Annotated in this window: 22 protein-coding genes; 12 read left to right on the top strand and 10 right to left on the bottom strand. The window is 66.1% G+C overall.

The genetic code is table 11. The features are described from left to right. Positions 1–10: 10 nt before the first annotated feature. The 9 genes from E8M01_RS18880 to E8M01_RS18920 all read right to left on the bottom strand — a co-directional run bounded on the left by E8M01_RS18880 (position 11) and on the right by E8M01_RS18920 (position 7,189). On the bottom strand, positions 11–466 hold the full coding sequence (locus tag E8M01_RS18880; protein WP_170181967.1) for a nuclear transport factor 2 family protein: 456 nt from the start codon (positions 464–466) through the stop codon (positions 11–13). Between the two features lies 1 nt (position 467). Further along, positions 468–902, bottom strand: a complete 435-nt coding sequence (locus E8M01_RS18885) for a nuclear transport factor 2 family protein (RefSeq protein ID WP_170181968.1) — start codon at positions 900–902, stop codon at positions 468–470. Positions 903–1,096: 194 nt separating this feature from the next. Next, positions 1,097–2,116 carry a ketol-acid reductoisomerase gene (gene ilvC, locus E8M01_RS18890; protein ID WP_136961539.1) on the bottom strand — a complete coding sequence of 340 codons (1,020 nt, stop codon included), beginning with the start codon at positions 2,114–2,116 and terminating at the stop codon, positions 1,097–1,099. Positions 2,117–2,287: 171 nt separating this feature from the next. Next, positions 2,288–3,031 (bottom strand): pyridoxine 5'-phosphate synthase, encoded by a 744-nt coding sequence (locus tag E8M01_RS18895; RefSeq protein WP_136961540.1) that lies wholly within the window; start codon positions 3,029–3,031, stop codon positions 2,288–2,290. A gap of 37 nt (positions 3,032–3,068) precedes the next feature. Next, the gene (gene ilvN / locus E8M01_RS18900) at positions 3,069–3,647 is read right to left on the bottom strand and encodes an acetolactate synthase small subunit (protein WP_136961541.1); all 579 of its coding nucleotides are present in this window, start codon (positions 3,645–3,647) and stop codon (positions 3,069–3,071) included. 147 nt (positions 3,648–3,794) lie between these two features. Next, a complete protein-coding gene (locus E8M01_RS18905) occupies positions 3,795–5,555 on the bottom strand; it encodes an acetolactate synthase 3 large subunit (protein ID WP_136961542.1) in 1,761 nt (586 codons plus the stop codon). A 215-nt stretch (positions 5,556–5,770) separates the two neighbouring features. After that, complete coding sequence (locus E8M01_RS18910; protein WP_136961543.1) at positions 5,771–6,265, bottom strand: GNAT family N-acetyltransferase; 495 nt, start codon at positions 6,263–6,265, stop codon at positions 5,771–5,773. 65 nt (positions 6,266–6,330) lie between these two features. Further along, positions 6,331–6,555 (bottom strand): DNA gyrase inhibitor YacG, encoded by a 225-nt coding sequence (gene yacG / locus E8M01_RS18915; RefSeq protein WP_246088358.1) that lies wholly within the window; start codon positions 6,553–6,555, stop codon positions 6,331–6,333. A 10-nt stretch (positions 6,556–6,565) separates the two neighbouring features. After that, positions 6,566–7,189, bottom strand: coding sequence for a Maf-like protein (locus E8M01_RS18920; protein WP_136964721.1), 624 nt, complete (start codon positions 7,187–7,189; stop codon positions 6,566–6,568). A gap of 219 nt (positions 7,190–7,408) precedes the next feature. On the opposite strand from E8M01_RS18920, the gene E8M01_RS18925 reads away from it, so the two are divergent. The 5 genes from E8M01_RS18925 to E8M01_RS18950 all read left to right on the top strand — a co-directional run bounded on the left by E8M01_RS18925 (position 7,409) and on the right by E8M01_RS18950 (position 12,520). Next, entirely contained in the window at positions 7,409–8,458 is a 1,050-nt protein-coding gene (locus E8M01_RS18925; protein WP_136961544.1) for a MaoC family dehydratase, read from the top strand. Between the two features lie 184 nt (positions 8,459–8,642). Beyond that, complete coding sequence (locus E8M01_RS18930; protein WP_136961545.1) at positions 8,643–9,203, top strand: sigma-70 family RNA polymerase sigma factor; 561 nt, start codon at positions 8,643–8,645, stop codon at positions 9,201–9,203. Next, positions 9,200–9,895, top strand: a complete 696-nt coding sequence (locus E8M01_RS18935; RefSeq protein WP_136961546.1) for a hypothetical protein — start codon at positions 9,200–9,202, stop codon at positions 9,893–9,895. The genes E8M01_RS18930 and E8M01_RS18935 overlap by 4 nt, the downstream gene beginning before the upstream one ends. Before the next feature lie 138 nt (positions 9,896–10,033). Then, the gene (locus E8M01_RS35100) at positions 10,034–12,118 is read left to right on the top strand and encodes a S8 family peptidase (RefSeq protein WP_170181969.1); all 2,085 of its coding nucleotides are present in this window, start codon (positions 10,034–10,036) and stop codon (positions 12,116–12,118) included. A 141-nt stretch (positions 12,119–12,259) separates the two neighbouring features. Next, complete coding sequence (locus E8M01_RS18950; RefSeq protein WP_136961549.1) at positions 12,260–12,520, top strand: hypothetical protein; 261 nt, start codon at positions 12,260–12,262, stop codon at positions 12,518–12,520. A gap of 190 nt (positions 12,521–12,710) precedes the next feature. Here E8M01_RS18950 and E8M01_RS18955 read toward each other — a convergent pair whose 3' ends face one another. After that, the gene (locus E8M01_RS18955) at positions 12,711–13,652 is read right to left on the bottom strand and encodes a LysR family transcriptional regulator (protein ID WP_136961550.1); all 942 of its coding nucleotides are present in this window, start codon (positions 13,650–13,652) and stop codon (positions 12,711–12,713) included. A 75-nt stretch (positions 13,653–13,727) separates the two neighbouring features. On the opposite strand from E8M01_RS18955, the gene E8M01_RS18960 reads away from it, so the two are divergent. Genes E8M01_RS18960 through E8M01_RS18990 form a run of 7 tightly spaced genes read left to right on the top strand, consistent with a single transcriptional unit; the run spans position 13,728 to position 22,346 of the window. Beyond that, positions 13,728–14,831, top strand: coding sequence for an ABC transporter substrate-binding protein (locus tag E8M01_RS18960; RefSeq protein ID WP_136961551.1), 1,104 nt, complete (start codon positions 13,728–13,730; stop codon positions 14,829–14,831). Next, entirely contained in the window at positions 14,831–16,483 is a 1,653-nt protein-coding gene (locus tag E8M01_RS18965; protein WP_136961552.1) for an amidohydrolase, read from the top strand. Before E8M01_RS18960 ends, E8M01_RS18965 begins: the two co-directional genes overlap by 1 nt. Then, positions 16,476–17,312, top strand: coding sequence for an ABC transporter permease (locus E8M01_RS18970; RefSeq protein WP_136961553.1), 837 nt, complete (start codon positions 16,476–16,478; stop codon positions 17,310–17,312). Before E8M01_RS18965 ends, E8M01_RS18970 begins: the two co-directional genes overlap by 8 nt. Continuing rightward, on the top strand, positions 17,309–18,103 hold the full coding sequence (locus tag E8M01_RS18975; protein WP_136961554.1) for an ABC transporter permease: 795 nt from the start codon (positions 17,309–17,311) through the stop codon (positions 18,101–18,103). The genes E8M01_RS18970 and E8M01_RS18975 overlap by 4 nt, the downstream gene beginning before the upstream one ends. Positions 18,104–18,125: 22 nt before the next feature. Further along, entirely contained in the window at positions 18,126–19,268 is a 1,143-nt protein-coding gene (locus tag E8M01_RS18980) for an ABC transporter ATP-binding protein (RefSeq protein WP_170181970.1), read from the top strand. Next, positions 19,265–20,731, top strand: coding sequence for a M81 family metallopeptidase (locus tag E8M01_RS18985; RefSeq protein WP_136961556.1), 1,467 nt, complete (start codon positions 19,265–19,267; stop codon positions 20,729–20,731). The genes E8M01_RS18980 and E8M01_RS18985 overlap by 4 nt, the downstream gene beginning before the upstream one ends. A 31-nt stretch (positions 20,732–20,762) precedes the next feature. Further along, positions 20,763–22,346 carry an ABC transporter substrate-binding protein gene (locus tag E8M01_RS18990; RefSeq protein WP_136961557.1) on the top strand — a complete coding sequence of 528 codons (1,584 nt, stop codon included), beginning with the start codon at positions 20,763–20,765 and terminating at the stop codon, positions 22,344–22,346. Positions 22,347–22,430: the final 84 nt, after the last annotated feature.

Raw genomic sequence — 22,430 nt, forward strand, 5'->3', positions numbered from 1 at the left:
GGCAAGGGGCTCAGGGCAGCGGGATCCGGCCCTTCATGATCGCAAAAGCGCCGGTGTCGAAAAACTGCGCCAGCTCGATGATCTGGCCGTTGCGGATGCGCATCTGATCAAGATTGTCGAATGTCCCTTCGCCGTTGTTGGAGCGCGCCTTGATGCGGGCGCGCCACCAGACCGCGATCGTGTCGCCCTCGGCGACCACGCTGACCAGGGTGAAGTCGAGATAGTCGTTGGTGGCGTGGATGTGGCGGAGGTAGCTGACGATATCGGGGCGGCCGAGCCGCATTCCCGATCCCGGATTGAGCACGGGATTGCCGAGCACGAACAGGCGGGCATCGGGCGCGAAATAATGGGCGAAGCTTGCGACGTCGCCAGCCTGGCGTGCCGTGTAGAAGGCGCCGATCGCCTCGCGCAGCGCGGCGCGCTGGGCGGCCGGGTCGATGCGAGGGCCGGCCGACGCGATCCGCATGTCAGATCCTTCCGGCCAGCACCGCCATCGACGCGGTGTCCATGAACTGGACCAGTTCGACGATCTCGCCATCTCTGAGGCGCAGGTGCTCGGCCACCTCGAATTCGGCGATGGCGCCGGTGGCGGGGCTGCGCAGCGTCACATGACGGCGGACCACCGCCGCATTCAGATCGACGATCATGTCGACCAGCAGCCCGTCAATATATTGATAGTTGCGGAACAGGCTTTCGAGCACCGCCTGGATCGCCGCGCGGCCGCAGCGAGGGCCTGCTTCCGGCACCAGCCGAGGATCGCCGAGCAGGTGGAAGACGCCGTCGACCGCAAAGCCCGCCGCGAACGCGGCCATGTCGCCGCGCACGCGGGCGACGTAGAGCTGGGTCAGCTTTTCCCTGACGAAGGGCAGGCCCGAGACGACGCGGAGGCTCGACTGCGACATGAACATCCTCAAGTTCCAGTCATCCCCAGACTGGTACTCCGATACTGTTCAATAGCTGGATATTACCGCAGGTCAACTCATAGATGCGCGCCAGTGCCGAGCACCACCGCATGCCGCGACGATCAGGTCCGTCCGGTCGAGATCGGGACTTCGGGGCGGCCTGCGCCGCCCCGAAAACCGAATGACGATAGCGCTCAGTTCTTGGTCTTGTCGACCAGCGCCTTGGCCTTGATCCAGGGCATCATGTCGCGCAGCTTGGCGCCGACCTCTTCGATCGGATGAGCGGCCATGCGCGCACGGGTCGCCTTGAACGAGGTCTGGTTGACCTTGTTCTCGAGCATCCAGTCGCGGGTGAACTTGCCGGACTGAATGTCGGTCAGCACGCGCTTCATCTCGGCCTTGGTCTCGGCGGTGATGATGCGCGGTCCGGTGACATATTCCCCGTACTCGGCGGTGTTGGAGATCGAGTAGTTCATGTTGGCGATGCCGCCCTCATAGATGAGGTCGACGATCAGCTTGACCTCATGGAGGCACTCGAAATAGGCCATTTCCGGAGCATAACCGGCCTCGGTCAGCGTCTCGTAGCCAGCCTTGATCAGCTCGACCAGGCCGCCGCAGAGCACCACCTGCTCGCCGAACAGATCGGTCTCGCACTCTTCCTTGAAGGTCGTCTCGATGATGCCGGCGCGGCCGCCGCCATTGGCCGAGGCATAGGACAGGCCAAGGTCATGGGCATTGCCCGAGGCGTCCTGATGGATCGCGATCAGGGTCGGCACGCCGCCGCCGCGCTGGTATTCCGAGCGCACCGTGTGGCCCGGGCCCTTCGGCGCGACCATCAGCACGTCGAGATCCTTGCGGGCCTCGATCAGGTTGAAATGGATGTTCAGGCCGTGGGCGAACATGATCGCCGCGCCCGGCTTCATATTGCCGTGCAGATCGTCGCGATAGATGTCGGCCTGCAGCTCGTCGGGCGTCAGCATCATCATGATGTCGGCCCACTTGGCGGCTTCGGCCGGCGTCATCACCTGGAAGCCGGCCGCTTCGGCCTTGGCGCGCGTCGCCGAACCGGCCTTCAATGCGATGGCGACGTCCTTGACGCCGGAATCGCGCAGGTTGAGCGCATGGGCGTGGCCCTGGCTGCCATAGCCGACAATGCAAACCTTCTTCGACTTGATCAGGTTGAGATCGGCGTCGCGATCGTAATAGACACGCATATCCAGGCTTCCTTCTTGGTCTTCGGGCTCAGGTCCCGATCCTTGGGTCACGAAACAATCCGTCCTTGCGCGGCAGCGCGACGATCAGATCATGAATGGCGCGCCGCTTCTTGGCGCAAGATCATTCCCGGCACAAGGCCAGGCCTGCATAGGTTAATCCCCTGCATAGGTTCATCCCTTGTCGCCGCAGGCGCGACGGTAGAGCTTCACCGTTTCGGTCATGCCGCGGATGAGCGCCTCGGCGACCAGGCCGTGGCCGATCGAGACCTCGGCGATCGACGGGATCGCGGCGATCAGCGGCGGCAGATTGTCGAGGGTCAGGTCGTGCCCGGCATTGACGCCGAGCCCGACCGCTTCGGCGGCTTGCGCCGTCCGCTTCAGCTTCTCGCGTTCGGCGGCCGCCTCATGCTCGGCGAAGGCACTGCCATAGGGGCCGGTATAGAGCTCGATGCGATCGGCGCCGACCGCCTTGGCGCCGGCGACCAGGGCCGGGTCGGCGTCGAGGAACAGCGACACGCGAAAGCCGCGCGCCTTGAGGCGGGAACAGACACGCGTCAGCAGGGCGCTGTCCTTGGCCACGTCCCAGCCATGGTCCGAGGTCGCCTGCGCCGGGTCGTCGGGCACCAGCGTCACCTGGGCCGGCTTGGCCTTTTCGCAGAGCTCGAGGAAATCCTCGCTCGGATAGCCCTCGATGTTGAACTCGGCCGCCGGGAACTCCTTGCGCAACATGTCGGAGAGGTCGAACACGTCGGTGCGGCGGATATGGCGCTCGTCCGGCCTCGGATGCACGGTGATGCCATAGGCGCCGGCCTGCATGGCGATGCGCGACAGGCCGACGACGCTCGGCCAGGGCAGGTTGCGCCGGTTGCGCAATTGCGCGATCGCGTTGACGTTGACGGAGAGGTGGGTCGGCATGGACGCCTTCTCAGAGGGACTGTGAAAGGGGGCGCATTCAACGACCCTGGGCACCTTCGGGCAAGGCCGCATCCTGCATGCCGTCCGGACCGCGGCTCATGGCGGCGATGCCGGTGCGCGACACCTCGACCAGCCCGACCGTGCCCATCAGGCGGATGAAGCGCTCGACCTCCTCGGTCGTGCCGGTCAGCTCGAACACGAAGGAATTGAGGGTCGCGTCGAGCGTATGCGCACCGAAGGCGCCGGCGAGCCGAAGCGCCTCGACCCGGCTGTCGCCCTTGCCGCGCACCTTGATCAGCACCAGTTCGCGCTCGAGCGTTTCGCCCTGGACGGTCAGGTCGACCACGCGATGCACCGGAACCAGGCGGTCGAGCTGGGCCTTGATCTGCTCGATCACCTTCTCGCTGCCGGTCGTGACGATGGTGATACGCGAGACATGGGCCTCGTGCTCGGTCTCCGAGACGGTCAGGCTCTCGATATTGTAGCCGCGGCCGGAGAACATGCCGGCGATGCGGGCAAGCACGCCGGGCTCGTTGTCGACCAGCACGGCCAGGGTGTGGCGGCGCGTGGCGTCGACGACGTCGGTCAGGAAGTAGGGGGATTGCGATTGGGCCATGATTTGCCGTTTCTAGCGGAATGAGGAGGGGCAGGCGCCTTGAGCCTGTCGCTGTTCCGGGGAACCGGCGGCAGGCCCATCAGTGTCGGGTTGCGCCGGGCTCAGGCGGATCGGATCGACCCGCCTGACGCTGCCGGCGAATTGCTCTCACACCAGTTGCCTGCCCTTGGCGTCGATGACGCTGCCGATATCCTCGTCCGTATCGCCGAGGATCATCTCGTTATGCGCCTTGCCCGACGGGATCATCGGGAAGCAGTTCTCGTCCTTGGCCACCCGGCAGTCGAAGATGACGGCGCCGGGATGATCGAGCATCTCCTGGATGGCGGCGTCGAGCTTCTTCGGATCGTCGCAGCGGATGCCCTTGGCGTGATAGGCCTCGGCGAGCTTGACGAAATCCGGCAGCGCTTCCGAATAGCTCTCCGAATAACGTCCGCCATGCAGTAGCTCCTGCCACTGGCGCACCATGCCCATATATTCGTTGTTCAGGATGAAGATCTTCACCGGCAGGCGATACTGCGCCGCGGTCGACATCTCCTGCATGTTCATCAGTACTGATGCTTCGCCGGCAACGCAGACCACCAGGTCTTTCGGATGGGCCAGCTGGGCGCCGACCGCGGCCGGCAGGCCATAACCCATGGTGCCGAGGCCACCCGAGGTCATCCAGTGGTTCGGTTCGTTGAAATGCAGATATTGCGCGGCCCACATCTGGTGCTGGCCGACCTCGGTGGTGAAATAGGGGTTGCGGTGCTTGGTCAGCGCATAGAGCCGCTCAAGCGCATATTGCGGTTTGATGATCGTGTCGGAGTTCCGATAAGACAGCGATTTCCGCTCACGCCAACCATCGATCTGGCCCCACCAGTCCTTCAGCGCCGGCTTGTCGACCTGGCCGCCGACCTCTTTCCACAGCCGCACCATGTCTTCCAGCACATGGCCGCAATCGCCGACGATGCCGAGATCGACCTTGACGTTCTTGTTGATCGACGAGGGATCGATATCGATATGGATCTTCTTCGACCCCGGCGAGAAGGCGTCGAGCCGGCCGGTGATGCGGTCGTCGAAACGGGCGCCGATATTCACCATCAGGTCGCAGCCATGCATGGCAAGGTTGGCCTCGTAGGTGCCGTGCATGCCGAGCATGCCGAGCCACTGCTTGTCGTTCGCCGGATAGGCGCCGAGCCCCATCAGCGTCGAGGTGACGGGATAGCCGGTGGCGCGCACCAGTTCGCGCAGCAGGGCGGCCGCATGCGGCCCGGCATTGATCACGCCGCCGCCGGTATAGAAGACCGGCCGCTTGGCCTTGGCGATCATCTCGACGGCGGAGCGGATCTTGCCGAGATCGCCTTTGATCTGCGGCCGATAGGTCTTGTGCTGGTTGTCGCGCGGCCGCTCATATTTGCCGGTCTTGAACTGGATGTCCTTGGGGATGTCGACGACCACCGGGCCGGGCCGGCCGTTCTGGGCGACGTAGAAGGCCTCGTGCAGGATGCGCGGCAGTTCCTCGATCGACCGGACCAGGTAGTTGTGCTTGGTGCAGTGGCGGGTGATGCCGACGGTATCGGCCTCCTGGAAGGCGTCCGAGCCGATCAGATGGGTTGCCACCTGGCCGGTGAAGCAGACCAGCGGGATCGAATCCATCAAGGCGTCGGTCAGGCCGGTCACCGCATTGGTGGCGCCCGGCCCCGAGGTGACCAGCACCGCGCCGACCTTGCCTGACGAGCGGGCATAACCTTCCGCCGCATGAACCGCGCCCTGTTCGTGACGAACCAGGATGTGCTTGACGTCGTTCTGCTGGAAGATCGCATCATAGATCGGCAGGACGGCGCCGCCGGGATAGCCAAAGAGCGTGTCGACACCCTGATCGATCAGGGCTTGCACGACCATTTCAGCGCCGGTCATCTCGCGGGACATGGGGGTGATCCTCTAAGGCTTTCGTTGGTCTGGTTGTCGTGTTGAAGGCAACAAAAAAGGCCCCGTAAGGGACCTTGGATTGAGCGCCACCGTTCGGCTGCCGTGTGAGTTTCACACGTCCGTCGATGGCGCCCCGGATACAATAAGGATAGCTCGCGACACGCGCGTCTCCTGCAGAAAACAGGCGCGGACCGTAGACGAGGGCAGGAAAGGCGTCAAGCGAGTTGCTTGAGGTAAACTGCATAGGGCACGCCATGGATCGGCGGCACGTCGCGCAGCCATTCGAAGCCCATTCTTTGATACATCGGCAGGGCAACCGTCATGATCGGGCTGGTGTGCAGGGCGATCACCGTCGACCGGTCGCGTCGTGCCTTGACCATGCAGGCCTCGCTCAGGAGCCGGCCGAGACCCTTGCCGCGCATAGCCGGGTCGACCACCAGCATGCGGATGATCGGCCAGGCCTGGTCGAAATAGACGGCTTTCGGCCGGTCCGGGCCGCAATAGCCGACGGATCCGGCGATCCGCCCGCCGGTCTCGGCAATGATGATCTCGGCTTTGGTCGCCAGTTCGGCCGAACAGGCCAGTCCCGCCGCCATGGCCGGCCAGTCCGAGAACAGCCCGCTATATTGCTGGAACGCCGCGACCGCCAGGCGATCGACCTGGCCTTCGTCGTCGGCGCGAAACGCCCGCAGCGCGACGGTTCCGTCCATCCAGCGCAAACTCCCCGATCAATCGGCCGGCCGCTGCCGCTCGCGGCCAGCCGCGCGCCCATCGCTCAGCGCTCATCCTCGTCGCCGCCGGGCGCCGGCGTGCTGTCGCCGTCCTCGTCGTCGTCTTCGGTCGCGGGGATGACGTAGCTGCCGCTCAGCCACCGGTGCAGATCGACATCGGCGCAGCGCTTCGAGCAGAACGGCTTGAACTTGACCAGCGCCGGCTTGCCGCAGATCGGGCAGGGGCGCTGCGGGTCGACGGGAAGGTCATTGTCGTTCACCGGGTTCACCTGAACGTCCTCAAGTCTGGTTGATCCAGCCGAACGTCACGGGATAACCGGTGCCGGCGATCAGGCCGACCGCTTCCGTCAGCGGCAGGCCGACAACATTGGTATAGGAGCCGATCAGCGACACCACAAAGGCGCCGGCAATCCCCTGGATAGCATAACCGCCGGCCTTGCCGCGCCATTCGCCCGAGGCCAGATAGGCATCGATCTCGTCGCGGCCGAGCCGCTTGAACCGGACGCGTGTCTCGACCAGCCGCGCACGGGTGCGCTCATGCTGGTCGACCAGGCACAGGCCGGTATAGACGCGGTGCGAGCGGCCAGACAGCAACCGGATGCAGGCGGCGGCCTCGTCCACCGTCTCGGCCTTGGGCAGGATGCGCCGGCCGACGCAGACCACCGTGTCGGCCGCGAGCAGAACCGCGCCTTGCCAGTCCTCGTCGTCGCGGATCCGCCGCGTCGCTTCCGAGGCCTTGTCGCGTGCCAGGCGCAGCGCCAGCTTGCGCGGGCTTTCCCGCGGCACCGGCGTTTCGTCGATTTCGGCCGGGACCAGCTTGTCCGGTTCGATGCCGGCCTGCTGCAGCAGCGCCAGGCGGCGCGGCGAACCGGAGGCCAGGATCAGTTTCGGCCGGCCGGGGATTGACGTCGCAGCCATGGGCACCTTCTCGCACGTCGGCCGATCTGGGGGAGCCAGGCGTGATATCACACGTCCCGGCCGCGGCGGCGCGATCATTACCTAAGGCTTGAGGGTTTGTGAACACGCCGACATGGGATGGCGAGGCGGCGTCACCCGCCGTTCGTCCGGTTGGATTTTGCGACGCACCACGGCATAACCGGGAGGAGTTGTGGGGAACCAGTCATGCCAAAGACCAATCCGGGCCGCTTCTTCGAGGACTTCCGCCTTGGCGACAAGCTGCGTCACGCCACGCCGCGCACGGTGACCTCGGGCGATGTCGCCCTTCATACCGCGCTTTATGGCTCGCGCTTCGCCGTCCAGTCGTCCGACGCCTTCGCCCGCGCGATCGGCTATCCGCGCAGCCCGCTCGATGACCTCCTGGTTTTCCACATCGTGTTCGGCAAGACCGTGCCGGATGTGTCGCTGAACGCGGTGGCCAATCTCGGTTATGCCGGCTGCCGGTTCCTGAGCCCGGTCTACCCCGGCGACACCTTGTCCACCGTGTCCGAGGTGATCGGACTGAAGGAGAATTCCAACCGCAAGACCGGCGTCGTCTATGTCCGCTCCATCGGCACCAACCAGCATGGCGTCGAGGTGGTCGACTATGTGCGCTGGGTCATGGTGCGCAAGCGCGCCGAGGATGCGCCGGTGCCGACCGAACTCATTCCGGCGCTGCCCAAGGCGCTGGATCCGGATGCCATCGGCGATGCCTGTCCGATCATCGATCCCGAAGCCTATGACACCGGGCTCGCCGGCCAGCGCCACCGCTTCCGCGACTATGCCATCGGCGAGAAGATCGACCATGCCGATGGCATGACGGTCGAAGAGGCCGAGCATATGATGGCCACCCGGCTCTACCAGAATACCGCGAAGGTGCATTTCAATCAGTTCACCGAAGGCCAGGGCCGGTTCGGCCGCCGGCTGATCTATGGCGGTCACGTCATTTCGATCGCCCGGGCGCTGTCGTTCAACGGCCTGGCCAATGCCTTCCACGTGGCGGCGATCAATGGCGGCCGCCACGTCGCGCCGCTGTTTGCCGGCAATACCGTGTTCGCCTGGTCGGAAATAACCGACGTGCAGGAACTGCCGGGCCGCGACGATGTCGGCGCGCTGCGCATCCGTACCATCGCCACCAAGGACCAGCCCTGCGCTGCCTATCCGTTGCGCGTGGGCGAGGATTACGATCCCGCCGTTATCCTCGATCTGGACTATTGGGCGCTGATCCCGACCTGAGCATTCCACGCCGGCAATCCTGTCCGGATCGTCTTGCCGGTCTTGCGGTTGACCTCGCCCTCCGTTCGGTCATGTTACACGTGGCCTTCGCTGATCGGGATGGGTAGATTCTTCAACATGGCCTTTGAACCTTTTCATGCCTCGCCGCGACTGATCATGCGAGCCCACCGGCTCGGGACCGACGATGCAGTCTGACAGCGACCAGGACCTCATAAACCGGGTTGCCAAGGGCGATCGTCTTGCCTTCAGGGCCCTCTATGCCCGCCACCACGTCCGCGTGTTCCGGTTCATTCTCCGGTTCATCAAGGACGAGGGGCATGCCGAGGATCTTATTGGCGAAGTGTTCCTCGACGTATGGCGGCAGGCTGACAGGTTCGAGGGGCGCTCCAGCGTCTCGACCTGGATCCTCGGAATGGCACGTTTCAAGGCTTTGTCGAGTTTGCGACGGCCGACCGAAGCGTCCCTCGACGAGGAGCAGGCCGGCGCCATAGCCGACGAGGCGGACACGCCCGAAACGGTGGCTCAGAAAGTGGACAAGGCGCAGGCGATCCGTCGCTGCATCGAAGCCCTTTCGAATGAGCACCGGGAGATCGTCGATCTCGTCTACTACCAGGAGAAATCCATCTCCGAAGTGGCCGAGATCGTCGGGATACCGGAAAACACCGTCAAGACGCGCATGTTCTATGCGCGCAAAAGACTCCAGGAGCTTATGCAAAGCGCCGGAGTCGATCGAGGTTGGCCATGACGACGCGCGATCCCATGAATGCATCCGAACGGCGAGCCCTTTCCGAGCTGCTGCCCTGGTATGTTTCGGGCAAGCTCGACGCCGCCGACAAGGCGCGCGTCGAGGCGGCGCTCGCCATCGACCCTTCGCTGCGCGACGAACTCGAGATCGTCCGGGAAGATCAGGACGCAACGCTTACCCTGATCGACCGGATGCCGACGCCCTCGCCGCGGGTGCTCGACGCGTTGATGAAGCGCGTCGAGGCCGAACCCGCCAGGCTTGCTCATGTCACCGCCCGCGCCAAGGCTGGCTTTGCCGATTGGTTCGGCGCGAAGCTCAGCCAGTTGGCGCCGCGCACGCTCGCCTATGCCGCCGGCGCAGCCGCCATTGCCCTGGTGGTTCAGGCCGGTGTGATCGGCTCGGGTTTCATTGGCGGCGGCGCGAATTTCCAGACCGCTTCGCATGAGACCGCCGCGTCGGGCCAGTCCGACGGCACCTTCGTGCTGATCGGCTTCACCGCCCAGGCGAGCGCCGCCGAGATGACCAAGCTTCTCGAACAGGTGCGTGGCACGATCGTCGATGGCCCGCGCCCGGGCGGTTTCTACCGGGTCCGGGTTGGCGCGCGTGGCATGCCGCAGGCCCAGGTCGACCAGGCCCTGGCGACCCTCCGGGGACGCGCCGACGTGGTGCGCTTCGCCGGCCCCTCGATGTAATCGCCAGTGTGATACTGTCGTCATGTGTGTGACAATCGGTCGCTTGTCGCTGTATCGCATCAAAGACATCTGCGCATTCAAACAGAAACATTCGCAGCCTATTGGCACGATCCGAATGTTGGTTGAGAGGACGCAGCCATGACGGTCCAAGGCCCTGATCGGACAAAGGCGACGCGCGGCGGCGTGAAGGCTCTTGCCGGGCTCGTCGCGCTGTTCCTTGGCACAACCAGCCTGGTCGTGCTCGATTCACGCCCGGCCGAAGCGCAGTTCGGCATTGGCGGCCTTGGCGGCATCGGAATTCCCGGTATTGGCAACCTCGACCGCCGGCCGAGCATCAGCCGGCCGAGCCGTGTCCCCAATATGAACATGCCCAACCGGATTCCGAACATGCGCGGGATTCAGGGCCAGCGGATGCCGGGCGGCATGGAACGCTTCGGCCGCAATCCCGACATGGCGATCGGACGTGGCCAGGGCCGGTTCGGCGAGATTCCCGGCCGTGGTGGCCGGATGACGGAGATCCCCGGCCGTGGTGGCCGGATGACCGAGATCCCCGGCCGTGGCGGCCGGATGACCGAGATCCCCGGCCGTGGTGGGCGGGTGACCGAGATCCCCGGTCGTGGTGGCCGGGTGACCGAGATCCCCGGCCGTGGTGGTCGGGTCACCGAGATTCCCGGGCGCCCCGGCGGCCGTCTCGACGTGCCGGGCCGCATTCCCGGCCGCGGCCCGAATATCAGCGTTGGTGGCCGCACCGGCGGCAACCTGCCGCCCGGCGGCAACCTGCCGCCCGGCGGCGGTGGTGGGGGAGGCGGCGGTGGCTTGCCGCCCGGAGCTGGTGGATTTGGCGGCGGCGGTGGCGCCGGTTTCGCCGCCGCGGCGGCGGCCGCGGCAATCGGCGTTCCCGCAGCCATTGCCTTGATCCAGGCGGCGCGCGCCGGCGACCGCGAAGTGATCGTCGATAGCCCGCCGGGCCTGCCGCCGCCGACCGAGCGGCGCTACATGGCTGGCGAAGTGCTGTTCGTGATGCGCCCCAACGCGCCGGCGGCCGAGATCCAGCAGGTGGTGCGGCGCTTCAATCTGAGGCTGCTCGGCGAGGAGCGCTCCGAGCTGCTCGGCACTTCGGTGCATCGCTACCGGGTGCCGAACAGGCAGGATGTCCCGGCCGCCATCCGCGCCATGACGCGTGATGCGCGCGTCGCCTATGTCCAGCCGAACTATCTGTTCGAGCGGCCGAACTATGTCTATCGGCTGCAGAGTTCGACGACCACGGCGGCCGGCGGCGCGTCGCTGCAATATGTCGTCGATACGCTGCGGCTGCCGGAAGCCCATCTTCTGTCACGCGGCGAGCGGGTGTCGATCGCGGTGATCGATTCCGGCATCGATCAGAACCACCCGGAAATCGTCGGCCGGATCACCAAGCGTTTCGATGCCGTCGGCGGGCCGTTCCAGGCCCACGAGCACGGCACCGGCATGGCAGGCGCGATCATTGCCCATGCCCAGCTGACCGGCGTGTCGCCGCGCGCCGATATTCTTGCCGCCCGCGCTTTCGCGCCCGGCCAGGCGGCCGGTGCCTCCGGCACGAGCTTTCACATTCTCAAGGCGATGGAATGGTCGATCCGCGAGGGTGCCCGCGTCATCAATATGAGCTTTGCCGGTCCGCGCGACCCGATGATGACCCGCGCCATCCAGATCGCCGCCGAGCGCCGCATCGCGATGATCGCCGCCATGGGCAATGAGGGGCCGAATGCACCGGTCTCGTTCCCGGCTGCCGACCCCAATGTGATCGCCGTGACGGCGGTCGACCAGGGTGGCCATATCTTCGACGCGGCGACGCGTGGCGCGCATGTGGCGGTCGCGGCGCCCGGTGTCGAGGTGCTGCTGCCAGCGCCCCAAGGCGGCTATCAGATTTCGTCCGGAACTTCGGTTGCCGCGGCCCATGTCAGCGGCATCGCGGCGCTGATCCTCGAGCGCTCGCCCAATCTCGATCCGACGGCGCTCCGCCAGATCCTGCGCGAGACGGCACGACGCGGCGCGACACCGGACCCGCAGCTCGGCGCGGGTCTTGCCGATCCGGTGCCAGCGCTCAACGCGGCACAGAATCCTCCGCCGGTCGAAGCGCCGGCGCCGATGGCGGTCGCGCCGACGCCGGCGCCCGAGACGGCCCAGGCGCCGTCTCCGGTGGCGCCGCCGCAGCAGGCCACGGTGGATCCGAAGCTCGGCAAATAACCGGCACCCGTATTGCCGTTGAGGTCAAAATTCGAGCCCGTGCAAAAGATTTGGCACGGGCTCGAACCTTTTCGCGCCGTGGCACGACCCATGAATAACCGGGGCAATCGAGCCAGCCGGCAGCCTTCACGGAGACCCGCCATGACCCGCTTCAAGACCCTTGCCATCGCGGCCGTCGCCGCAACCACCCTGTCGCTCGCCACCGCCCCGAAGGCGGAAGCACGCTACTTCCCCTGGGGCGCCGTTGCCGCCGGTGCGATCGTCGGCGGCGCCGCCCTCGCCATCGCCGGGTCGCGCGCCCATGCCGAGCCGGTCTATGGCTACGGCGACTGCTATACGGTCCGTCGCTGGGTCGATACGCCTTATGGCCCGGCGCTGCGCCGTGTCCGTGTCTGCGAGTAATCGCCGGACCGCCTGCCTGCTTCGATCTCCTGAAATGCCTGGAACCCTGGCTCGCGCCGGGGTTCTTGGCGTCTCAGGCGGGCGGTGCGAGAAGCCCGGGCGACGACCGATGGCGGCTCGAGGTGCCTGGGCCGCCTGCCCGTCGACGGGGGCTGTCCGGTCTCATCTGTCCGGTCTCATCTGTCTGGTCTCATGGCACATCCTGCCGCCACATGCCGGCCCCGACGATCTTCCGATACTCTTCGAGCAGCAGCTCGGCCGGACGCGACAGTGCCCTTCCGGGCATGCGCAGGATCCGCGAGCGAAACGCCAAGGGGGCGCTGAGCGGTCGAACCGTCAGATGATCGCGCGAGCGGACATTCAACGCCGCCTCTTCGATCAGGCCGACGCCAACCCCCGCTTCAACGGCCTCGATCAAGGTCGGCGAGGCGGTAATTTCGACATCCACCTTGATGTCGTTGCCGGCGCGCGTGAAGGCGGCGCTCAGCCAGCGCCCGAATGTCGTATTCGGGCCATAGGAGACGAAGGTTTCGCCAATGAAATCGCCCCGGCCGATCGATGCGAGCGCCGCGAAGCGATGATCGCGCGCCGCGATGCAAAGGACCCGCTGCTCGCCGAGATCCTCTGTCTTCAGCTCCGGCGTGACGGCGATCGAATGGACCAGGCCGAATTCCGCGCGACCGGAGGTGACCGCGTCGATGATCGGCTGGTTGGCAACGACATCGAGCTTGATCCTGACATCGGGGTGCTCGGTGCGGAAAGCCTTGATGGCCGGAATGGCGAAGCGCGTTGCCTGCGTCGGAATGGCTGCGACTGAAATCGTCAGGTCGGTCTCGCCCCGTAGCGAGGCTGCGAGCCGCTGGATCGAGTCATAGGTGCCGAACAGCCTCTCCACCTCCCATTGCAGCAGCTCGGCCTCGCGCGTCAGGGTGACGCGGTTGCCGTCCCGTTGAAGCAGCGTCAGGCCAAGGCTCCGCTCGGCCTGCCGGAGCAGCTTGCTGACGGCTGGCTGCGAGACATTCAGCAGCCGTGCCGCCTCGCTCACCCCACGGGTCGAGACGACGGCGCGCAAGGCGTCGAGCTGCGCCAGGGTCAGGCGCGGATTAAGCGGCGCGTCGTCGGGTTCGTTCATAATCAAAGGCTAGAGCTATTGCGCAAAATCGACAAAAGGTTATCGTTGTGAAAATTCACGCTTGCGAGCCTGGTGATGAACGACACGAGTTTTCTCCGCGACGCGATTGAGTCGGCCCTGGATCGTACCGCGAACCGGCCGGTCCAGCGACGCCAGCTTCTTGGCGTGCTCGCGGCGATGGGGCTGGTCAGCGCCGGACCGGCGGTCGCGCAGACCCGGCGCCTGGTCGTCTGCAATTGGGGCGGCGATGCCCTGCGCCATCAGCCGACGGCCTGGGGCATTCCGTTCGAGCGTCAGTCGGGCATCAAGGTCGAATTCGACGGTGGCGGCCCAAGCTTCGGCAAGATCAGGACCATGGTCGAAAGCCGCAATGTCGTCTGGGACGTCTGCGACGCCAATCTGGCTGCCGCCCTCAATCTCGGCCGCCGGGGCTATCTCGAACCGATCGACTGGTCGCGTGTCGACAAGGCCAAGGTCCGGCCTGGCTTCTACAACGAGTGGGGCGTATCGCACTTCCTGTACAGCTTCGTGCTGACCTATGACCGCCGCCGTTACGGCGACAATCCGCCGAAGACCTGGGCCGATTTCTGGAACGTCAAGGATTTCCCCGGCACTCGAACCTTGCCGGACCGCATTCTCGGCGCGCTCGAGGGGGCGCTGATGGCCGATGGCGTCGCCGCGGATTGGGCCCAAATCTATCCGATCGACGAGCGTCGCGCACTCGACAAGATCCGCGAGATCAAGGCCAATACGGTGTTCTGGAAGTCGGGCGCCGAAAGCCAGCAGCTCATGCGCCAGGGCGAGGCCTCGATGGGCATGATCTGGCACACCCGCTCGGTGGTGCTTCGCCGCGAGCGCGGCAGCCGCATCGATTTCACCTGGAACCAAGGCGTGCTGATCCCGGCCGGCTGGCTGGTGCCGAAGGGCAATCCGGCCGGCAAGGTTGCGTTCGATTTCATCGCCGCGACCCAGTCGCCGGAATCCCAGGTCGAGCTGCTGCGCCTGATGGGCAACGGGCCGGCCAATCCGGCCGCTTCCGCCCTGGTCCCGGCGGATCTGAAACCCGACAATCCGACCGACGACGCCAACATGGCCGTGCAGATCCTGGCCGATGCCGATTGGCACGCCGAAAATCAGGATCGTGTCTACAACGATTACATCAAGGTCATTACCGGCTGATGTCGCGCTCCGTCGACCTCGTCCTGCATGGCGGCCGCATCGCGACCTTCGACGATGCACGTCCGTTCGCCCAGGCGATCGCCGTGGCCGGCGGTCGCATCCTCGCCGTCGGCTCCGATGCGGAGCTCGCCCCCTATGCGGCGCGCGCCCGCCAGGCTGTCGATCTCAAGGGCTGTTTCGCCTTGCCGGGCCTGGTCGACAGCCATTGTCACCCCGACGGCGAAGCGGCGAAACATGGCCGCTGGCAGAATCTCGCGGACCTCCATGGCGATCTCGACACGCTGCTCGGCCAGATCAGCCGTTTTGATCAAACCGCCCCCCGTGGGCGCTGGTTCCTCGGTTATCGTTATGACGAGAATGCGCTCGGCGGCCGTCACCCGGACCGGGCGATGCTCGATGCGGCGGCTCCCGGCCGCCCGGTCTTCCTGCTCAGGCGGGACGCCCATGTCGGCGTGGCCAACACCGCGGCCTTCGCCGCCGCCGGCATCGACCCGGCCGCCGGTCACGACGGCTCCGACCAGGTCGACACCGACGCCGCGGGACTGGCGAGCGGCGTGGTGCGCGGCCGACTGACCCAGCATTTCGTCCGTATCGGCAATAGCGGCCAAGGCGTCGACGATTTCCTCGCCGGCTTTCCCGCCGTCATGGCCGACATTGCGGCAAACGGCATTACCGGTATCCACAATGCCCTGACCGCCGCCGACGCCATCACGGCCTACCGCCGGCTTCACACCGACGGGGCGCTGCCGCTACGGGTCGCCATCATGGCCGATGGCCGTGACGAGCAATTGCTGGATCGCCTGCTGGCATCCGGCGAGCGCTTTGGCTCGGGCGATGAGCATCTGCGGATGCTCGGCGTCGAATTCGGTTTCGACGGCAGCACGGGTGGGCGGACGGCAGCCTATTATCAGCCCTATCGTCCGATGGCTGGCGACACCGGAGAGACCCGCGGCTTCGTCAATTATGCCGCCGCCGACATGGCCGACCGGGCGCGCGCCGTGCGTGCCGCCGGCTTGCAATTCTGCCTCACCGGCAATGGTGACCGCGGCATCGACCTGGCGCTCGACGCCATCGAGGCGAGCGACGCGGCCGGTGTCGCTGGACCACGCCCGCGCGTCGAGCATTGCTGCTGCATGCCGCCGGCGACCCAGGAGCGCTTTGCCAGGACCGGCGCCACGGTCTCCTCGGCAGCCGCCTTCCTGCATGATCTCGGCGACAGCTACCTGCGCCAGCGGCCGGTCAGCGACATGGCCTGGCTCTGGCCGCATCGCTCGATGATGGCGCGCGGCGCGCTCGTCTGCGCCCATAGCGATGCACCGGTCTGCGGGCGCAACCCCTTCACCACCATTGCGGCGCTCGTCACGCGCCGGACCGCGTCCGGCGCGGTCATCGCCGCCGACCAGGCGCTCGGGCGGGTCGACGCCCTGCGCACCTATACGGTCAATCCGGCCATCGCGGCGGGACTTGGCGATGTCCTCGGCAGTCTTGCGCCTGGCCGGCTCGCCGATGTGACGGTGGTCGACACGGATCTGCTGTCCTGCCCGGACGAGGCCATCGGCGTGGCGCGCGCCGAGATGACTATTGTCGCGGGCAAGGTCGTGTTCGACCGCCAGGGCGCCGCTCGTGAACGGGTCCCGGTGGCCCATGGGTGAGAACCGCTTCGCCACGTCCTGGGCGCTGGTCCTGCCGGCACTGATCGCAATCGCCCTGTGCTTCGCCTTGCCGGTCGCGAACGTGCTCAGGCTGTCCTTCGTCGAACCTGTCGCGGGCTTCGGCAACTATATCGAGCTGGTGACCGAGCCGTTGTTCCGCTCGATCGCTGCGACGACGTTGCGCATGGCGGCAACGACGACGCTGATCACCATCCTGCTCGGCTATCTCGTCGCCTATGTGATCGCCCATTCACCGCCGAACCTCCGCAAATGGCTTCTCTTGGCGGTGTTGATGCCGTTCTGGCTGTCGGTTCTGGTCCGCGCCTTCGCCTGGGTCGTGCTGCTGCAGCGCGAGGGCATGGTCAATTCGGCCCTGATGGCGCTCGGCGTGATCGACAAGCCGCTCGCACTCCTGCGCAACGAGATCGGCGTGCTCATCGGCATGGTGCACTACATGGTGCCCTATGCGGTGCTGCCGATGCTCTCGACCATGCTCGGCATCGACGGCCGGCTGGGGGCAGCCGCGCGCGCCTGCGGCGCCGGACCGGTCCGGACCTTCCTGCGTGTCTTCCTGCCGCTGTCGGTTCCCGGCATCGTCGGCGCGACCATCCTGGTCTTCATTCTCTCGCTTGGTTTCCTTGTGACGCCGGCGCTGCTCGGCGGCGGCAAGGTGGTGATGGTCGCGCAATATATCGAATTCGGCATCAGCGAGACGCTGAACTGGGGCATCGCGACGGCCTTGGCCACCAGCCTTCTGGTCCTGGTGATCCTGTCGCTCGCCATCGTCTCGCGGCTGGTGCCGGCCGAAAAACTGTTCGGTGTGAAATGACCGTTTCACCGTCCGCGTGGTTTCAGACAAGCCGCATCCTGGCCATTGGCGTGCTGGCCTTTCTGGTGCTGCCGGCCTTGATCGTCGTGCCGGTGTCGTTGACCGACACCACCTGGCTCGCGCTGCCGCAGGAGACCGTGTCCTTCGATCACTGGCGGACACTGTTGAGCGAGCCGGTCTGGCGCGACAGCATGGTGCGCAGCCTTGCCGTCGCCATCGCTTCGACGGCCTGTTCGGTGGTCATCGGGACGCTCGCCGCCATCGGTTGCCGGAACCTCGTGCCAGAGATCGCCGGCCGCCTGCGGCTGTTGCTTCTGCTGCCGATGATCGTGCCGGGCGTCGTCGCCGGCTTGGCCTGGTACCGGGTGTTCATTCCGCTCGGGCTCATCGACACCTATGCCGGTGTCATCCTGGCCCACGGCGTCAGCGGCATTCCGCTGGTCTTCGTCACCGTCTCATCGGCACTCGCGGCCTTCGACGCCAGGCTCGAGCAGGCGGCGCGTTCACTGGGCGCCGGCACCGGCATGGTGCTGCGGCGCGTATTGTTCCCCGCCGCCTTGCCGGGCGTGCTGTCCGGCGCGGTCTTCGCCTTCATCGCGTCCTGGGACGAGGTGGTGGTGCTTCTCTTCATCACCAGCCGGAACGTCTATCTGCTGCCGCGCGCCATCTGGGACGGCATCAATGAGAATGTCGATCCGGCCATTGCTGCCGCGGCGACGCTGATGATCGTCGTGACCGTCGCCGGATTGCTGCTCGTGCAGCTGTTCGGCCGTGACGGCGAAAAGGGCTGAACCCATGTCTGATGCTGAACCCATGTCTGATCGGGATGATCTGGAAGTTGTCGAGCTCAGCAAGCGTTATGGTTCGGTGGCAGCCCTCGACAAGGTCGGCTTCAAGGTGGCCGCGGGAGAGTTCCTGACCCTGCTTGGTCCGTCGGGTTCGGGCAAGACCACCACGCTGATGGCCATAGCCGGTTTCGTCAGGGTCGATTCCGGTTCGATTCGCATCGGTGGCACCGACATCGCCCGGGAGCCGCCGGAACGCCGCGGCTTCGGCGTCGTGTTCCAGGGTTATGCGCTGTTTCCGCATATGAGCGTGGCTGAGAACGTAGCCTTTCCGCTGGAAGCGCGTGGCGTCGGCCGGGCCGAGCGCGAGGAGAGGGTCAAGGCGGCGCTCGATCGCGTGCAACTGCTGCCCTATGCCGAGCGCAAGCCGCGCGCGCTCTCCGGCGGCCAGCAGCAACGCGTCGCGCTTGCCCGTGCGCTCGTCTACAAGCCCAAAGTCCTGCTGCTCGACGAGCCGCTCAGCGCGCTCGACCGCAAACTTCGCTCCGAGCTGCAATGGGAGCTGCGCAGCCTGCACCGCGACCTCGGCGTGTCGTTCCTCTACGTGACGCACGATCAGGAGGAAGCGCTGACCATGTCGGACAGTATCGCGATCTTCGAGCGCGGGCGCATCGTGCAGCGCGGCACCCCGGAAGCGCTGTTCGAAAGCCCGGTCAGCCATTTCGTCGCCGATTTCTTCGGCCGCAGCAATTTCTTCCCCGGCACGGCCGGCATCGCCCAAGGCGAGGCGATCACCGTGGCCTGGGAAGGCGGTGAGGAGCCGGTTCGCACAACCGCTGCGATCGGCGTGGGCCAGGCCGTGCACGTGGCCGTCAGGCCGCATCGCATTCGCCTGTCGGATCCAGGGTCCGCGCGGCTCTCCGGCACCGTGATCGAACGATCCTATGTCGGCAACGTGCTGCATTGCCTGGTGCGGACACCACAGCGAACAGTCGTGCTCGTCGAGCTTCCGGCGATCAATGGTTATGGCGGTGCGCCCGATGTCGGGGCCTGCGTCGGTCTCTCCGTTGATCGGGGTGCGGCCGTCGCGGTCCCGCGCGCCGAGCGCAGCGCAAAAGATGGCACCGCTCAGGCCTCGGCCGCCTTGGCCCATGCAGGACCTGGCTCATGAAAATCGTCGCCGCGGTCATCGCCCACGAGACCAATACATTCTCGCCGCTATCCACCGGGCTCAAGCATTTCGGCCCGCAGGGACCGCGCTTCGGCGACGAGGCCTATCAATGGGTCAGGGCCGGGCGCCGGTCGATGACCGGCATGCTCGCCGCCGCCGAACAGGCCGGGGCCGAGGTGGTCATGGCGGTGGCGGGCAATGCGCAGCCGTCCCGCGCGGTTGATGCCGAGGCCTTTGAAGCCATGGCGGAGGCGCTCTGTCGCGCGGTCCGGCAGGGCTGTGACGCGGTGTTCCTGGAGCTGCACGGCGCCATGGTGACGAGCCATCTTGGCGACGGCGAGGGAGAATTGCTGGCGCGGGTGCGTGCCATCGCGCCCGACCTGCCGATCGCGGTCGCACTGGATCTGCACGGCAACATCTCGGCCGGAACGATCGAGAACTGCACGACGCTGGTCGGCTACAAGACCTACCCGCATATCGACATCGTCGAAACCGGCCGCCGCGCCGCCGAAACGCTGCTTGCATCGATGCGTGGCGAGATCCGCCCGAAGCTCGCTTATGCGCATTGCCGGATGATGCCGAACATGCTGCGCATGGCGACCGATGACGGCGCCATGGCCGAGCTGATGGCGATGGCCAGGCAGGCTGAAGAGGCCGGCGCGCTGGCGGTCAGCGTCTTCGGCGGATTTCCGCTGGCGGACTGCCCCGATACCGGCATGTCGGTGATCGCGATGACCAATGACGATGTGGATCTGGCGCAAGCGATCTGCGATCGGATCCGCAAGGCGGCCTGGGCCCGCAGGGATGATTTCCAGGTCGCCTTCGAACCGCTGGCATCGACGATCGGCCGTGCCGCCAGGATCGCGGACGGGCCCGTGCTGCTCGTCGACCATGCCGACAACTGCAACTCCGGCGGCACGCAGGATTCGATGGATGTGATCGCCGAGGCGTTGAACCAAGGTCTCGACGGCATCGCCGCCGGTCCGATCGCCGACCCCGAGGCCGTCGCGCTGATGATCGAGGCTGGCGTCGGCGCGACCGTCGAGCTGGCCGTCGGCGGCAAGACCGACTTCTCGGCCATCGGCGGTTCGTCCGGGCCGCTGCTGCTGACCGGGATCGTTCGCGTCATCTCGGATGGGCAGTTCACGGTGCGCGGCCCGGTCTTCACCGGCTCGGTGATCAATCTCGGCCGAACCGTCGTTCTCGATACTGGCCGCATGAAGCTGGTCGTCAGCGAAGGCCGTTGCGAACCGCTCGACCTGGCGATGTTCCGTTTCGTCGGCATCGAGCCGACAGCCGAACGCTATCTGATCATCAAGTCGAAGATCCAGTACCGGCCGACCTTCGGCGCCATCGCCAAGGCGGTGCTCGAATGCAACGGCACCGGCTTCGCCAGCCTCGACTACGGCAAGTTCGATTTTCGGCGGGTCACCCGTCCGATCCATCCGCTCGACGCCGGCTGAACGGCAGGGCGTCCAACCGAGGGAGCCAGGAATGAAGCGCAGGGACCTTCTCGTGGGCGCGGCCGCCGGCGGCGCCATGTCGCTCTTGTCGCGGCCGGCTCTGGTGCAGCCCGCCGCGGCCCGGACATTGCGTTTCGTGCCGCAGGCCAACCTCGCCCACCCGGATCCGGTGTGGAGCACGGCGACGATGGCGACGATCAACGGCTTCATGATCTGGGACACGCTGTACGGCGTGGACAAGTCCCTGACACCCCGTCCGCAGATGTGCGCCGGCAGCGAATTGTCCAGCGATGAGCTGACCTGGACGTTCACCTTGCGCGACGGGCTGATGTTTCACGACAATACGCCGGTCAGAGCGGCCGATTGCGTGATGTCGATCAAGCGCTGGGCCGAGCGCAACCCGTTCGGCCAGTTGTTGTGGGCGCGGTTGAACGAGATCAGCGCGCTGGACGACCGCCGCTTTCAACTGCGGCTGAAGCGGCCGTTCCCGCCGCTGCTCTATGCGCTCGCCGGCACGTCGGCCTGCTTCATGATGCCCGAGCGGATGGCGGCGACCCCATCGAACCGGGCGATCACGGAATTCACCGGCAGCGGTCCCTATCGGTTCCTGGCGGATCAATGGGTGTCCGGTGTGAAGGCGGAATATGCGCGCTTCGAGACATACGCTCCCCGGCAGGAAGCCGCCGATTGTTATGCCGGCGGCAAGGTCGCCCATTTCGATCGCGTGCTCTGGTCGATCCAGCCGGATCCCGCCACGGCCGCCGCGGCGCTCAGAACCGGTGAGGTGGATTGGGTGGAGCAGCCGCTGCTCGATCTCGTTCCATCGTTGAAACGGGCGCGCGGCGTCAAGGTCGACAATTTCGATCCGATGGGCACGGTCTACATGCTGATCTTCAATCAGCTGCAAGCGCCCTTCAACAATGAGAAGCTGCGCCGGGCCTTGCTCCCGGCTATCGACCAGACCGATTTCGTCCAAGCCATTGTCGGTGACCAGAAGGAGCTCGGCCGGAGCGGTGTCGGCTATTTTCCGCTGGGCTCTCCCTCGGCGACGACGGTCGGAATGGAGGCCCTGACCAGCCCGCGCAATCTCGCTCGCGCCAGGCAAATGGTCGCCGAGTCCGGTTACGCCGGCGAGCCGGTGGTTTTGATGGAGCCGAGCGATGTCGCGCCGTTGAGCGCCATTTCCCAGGTCGCCGGGGACGTGTTCAAGCGGATTGGTCTCAACGTTCGCGCCGAGACGATGGACCTCGCCACGATGATCGCGCGGCGAAACAAGCAGGAGCCGGTCGGCCAGGGAGGCTGGAGCTGTTTTCCCGTGCAGTGGAGCGGATTGCCGATCGCCACGCCGCTCAGCAATCCGCTGTCGGCGAATGGTCGCGCCGGCTGGGTCGGCTGGCCGACATCCGCGGATCGCGAGGTCTTGCGCGGACGCTGGCTGGAGGCCCGTTCGGAAGCCGAGCGCAGAGAGATCAGCGACGATATCCAGCGCGAGGCCTTTAGCTCCGTGCCCTTCATTCCCGCTTGCCAATATTATCAGCCGGCGGCCTATCGGGACGATCTCACAGACTTCATCAGGTCGCCGTTTTCGGTGTTCTGGGGGGTCCGCCGCGTCTGACGCGGATCGGTGAAATAGGTGGGCGGCGGATCGCGCCGCGGCTCGCCCTCGTGGGTCGGTCGGATTGATGTCGGCGCCGACCGC

The sequence above is a fragment of the Phreatobacter stygius genome (assembly GCF_005144885.1).
Classification (GTDB): domain Bacteria; phylum Pseudomonadota; class Alphaproteobacteria; order Rhizobiales; family Phreatobacteraceae; genus Phreatobacter; species Phreatobacter stygius.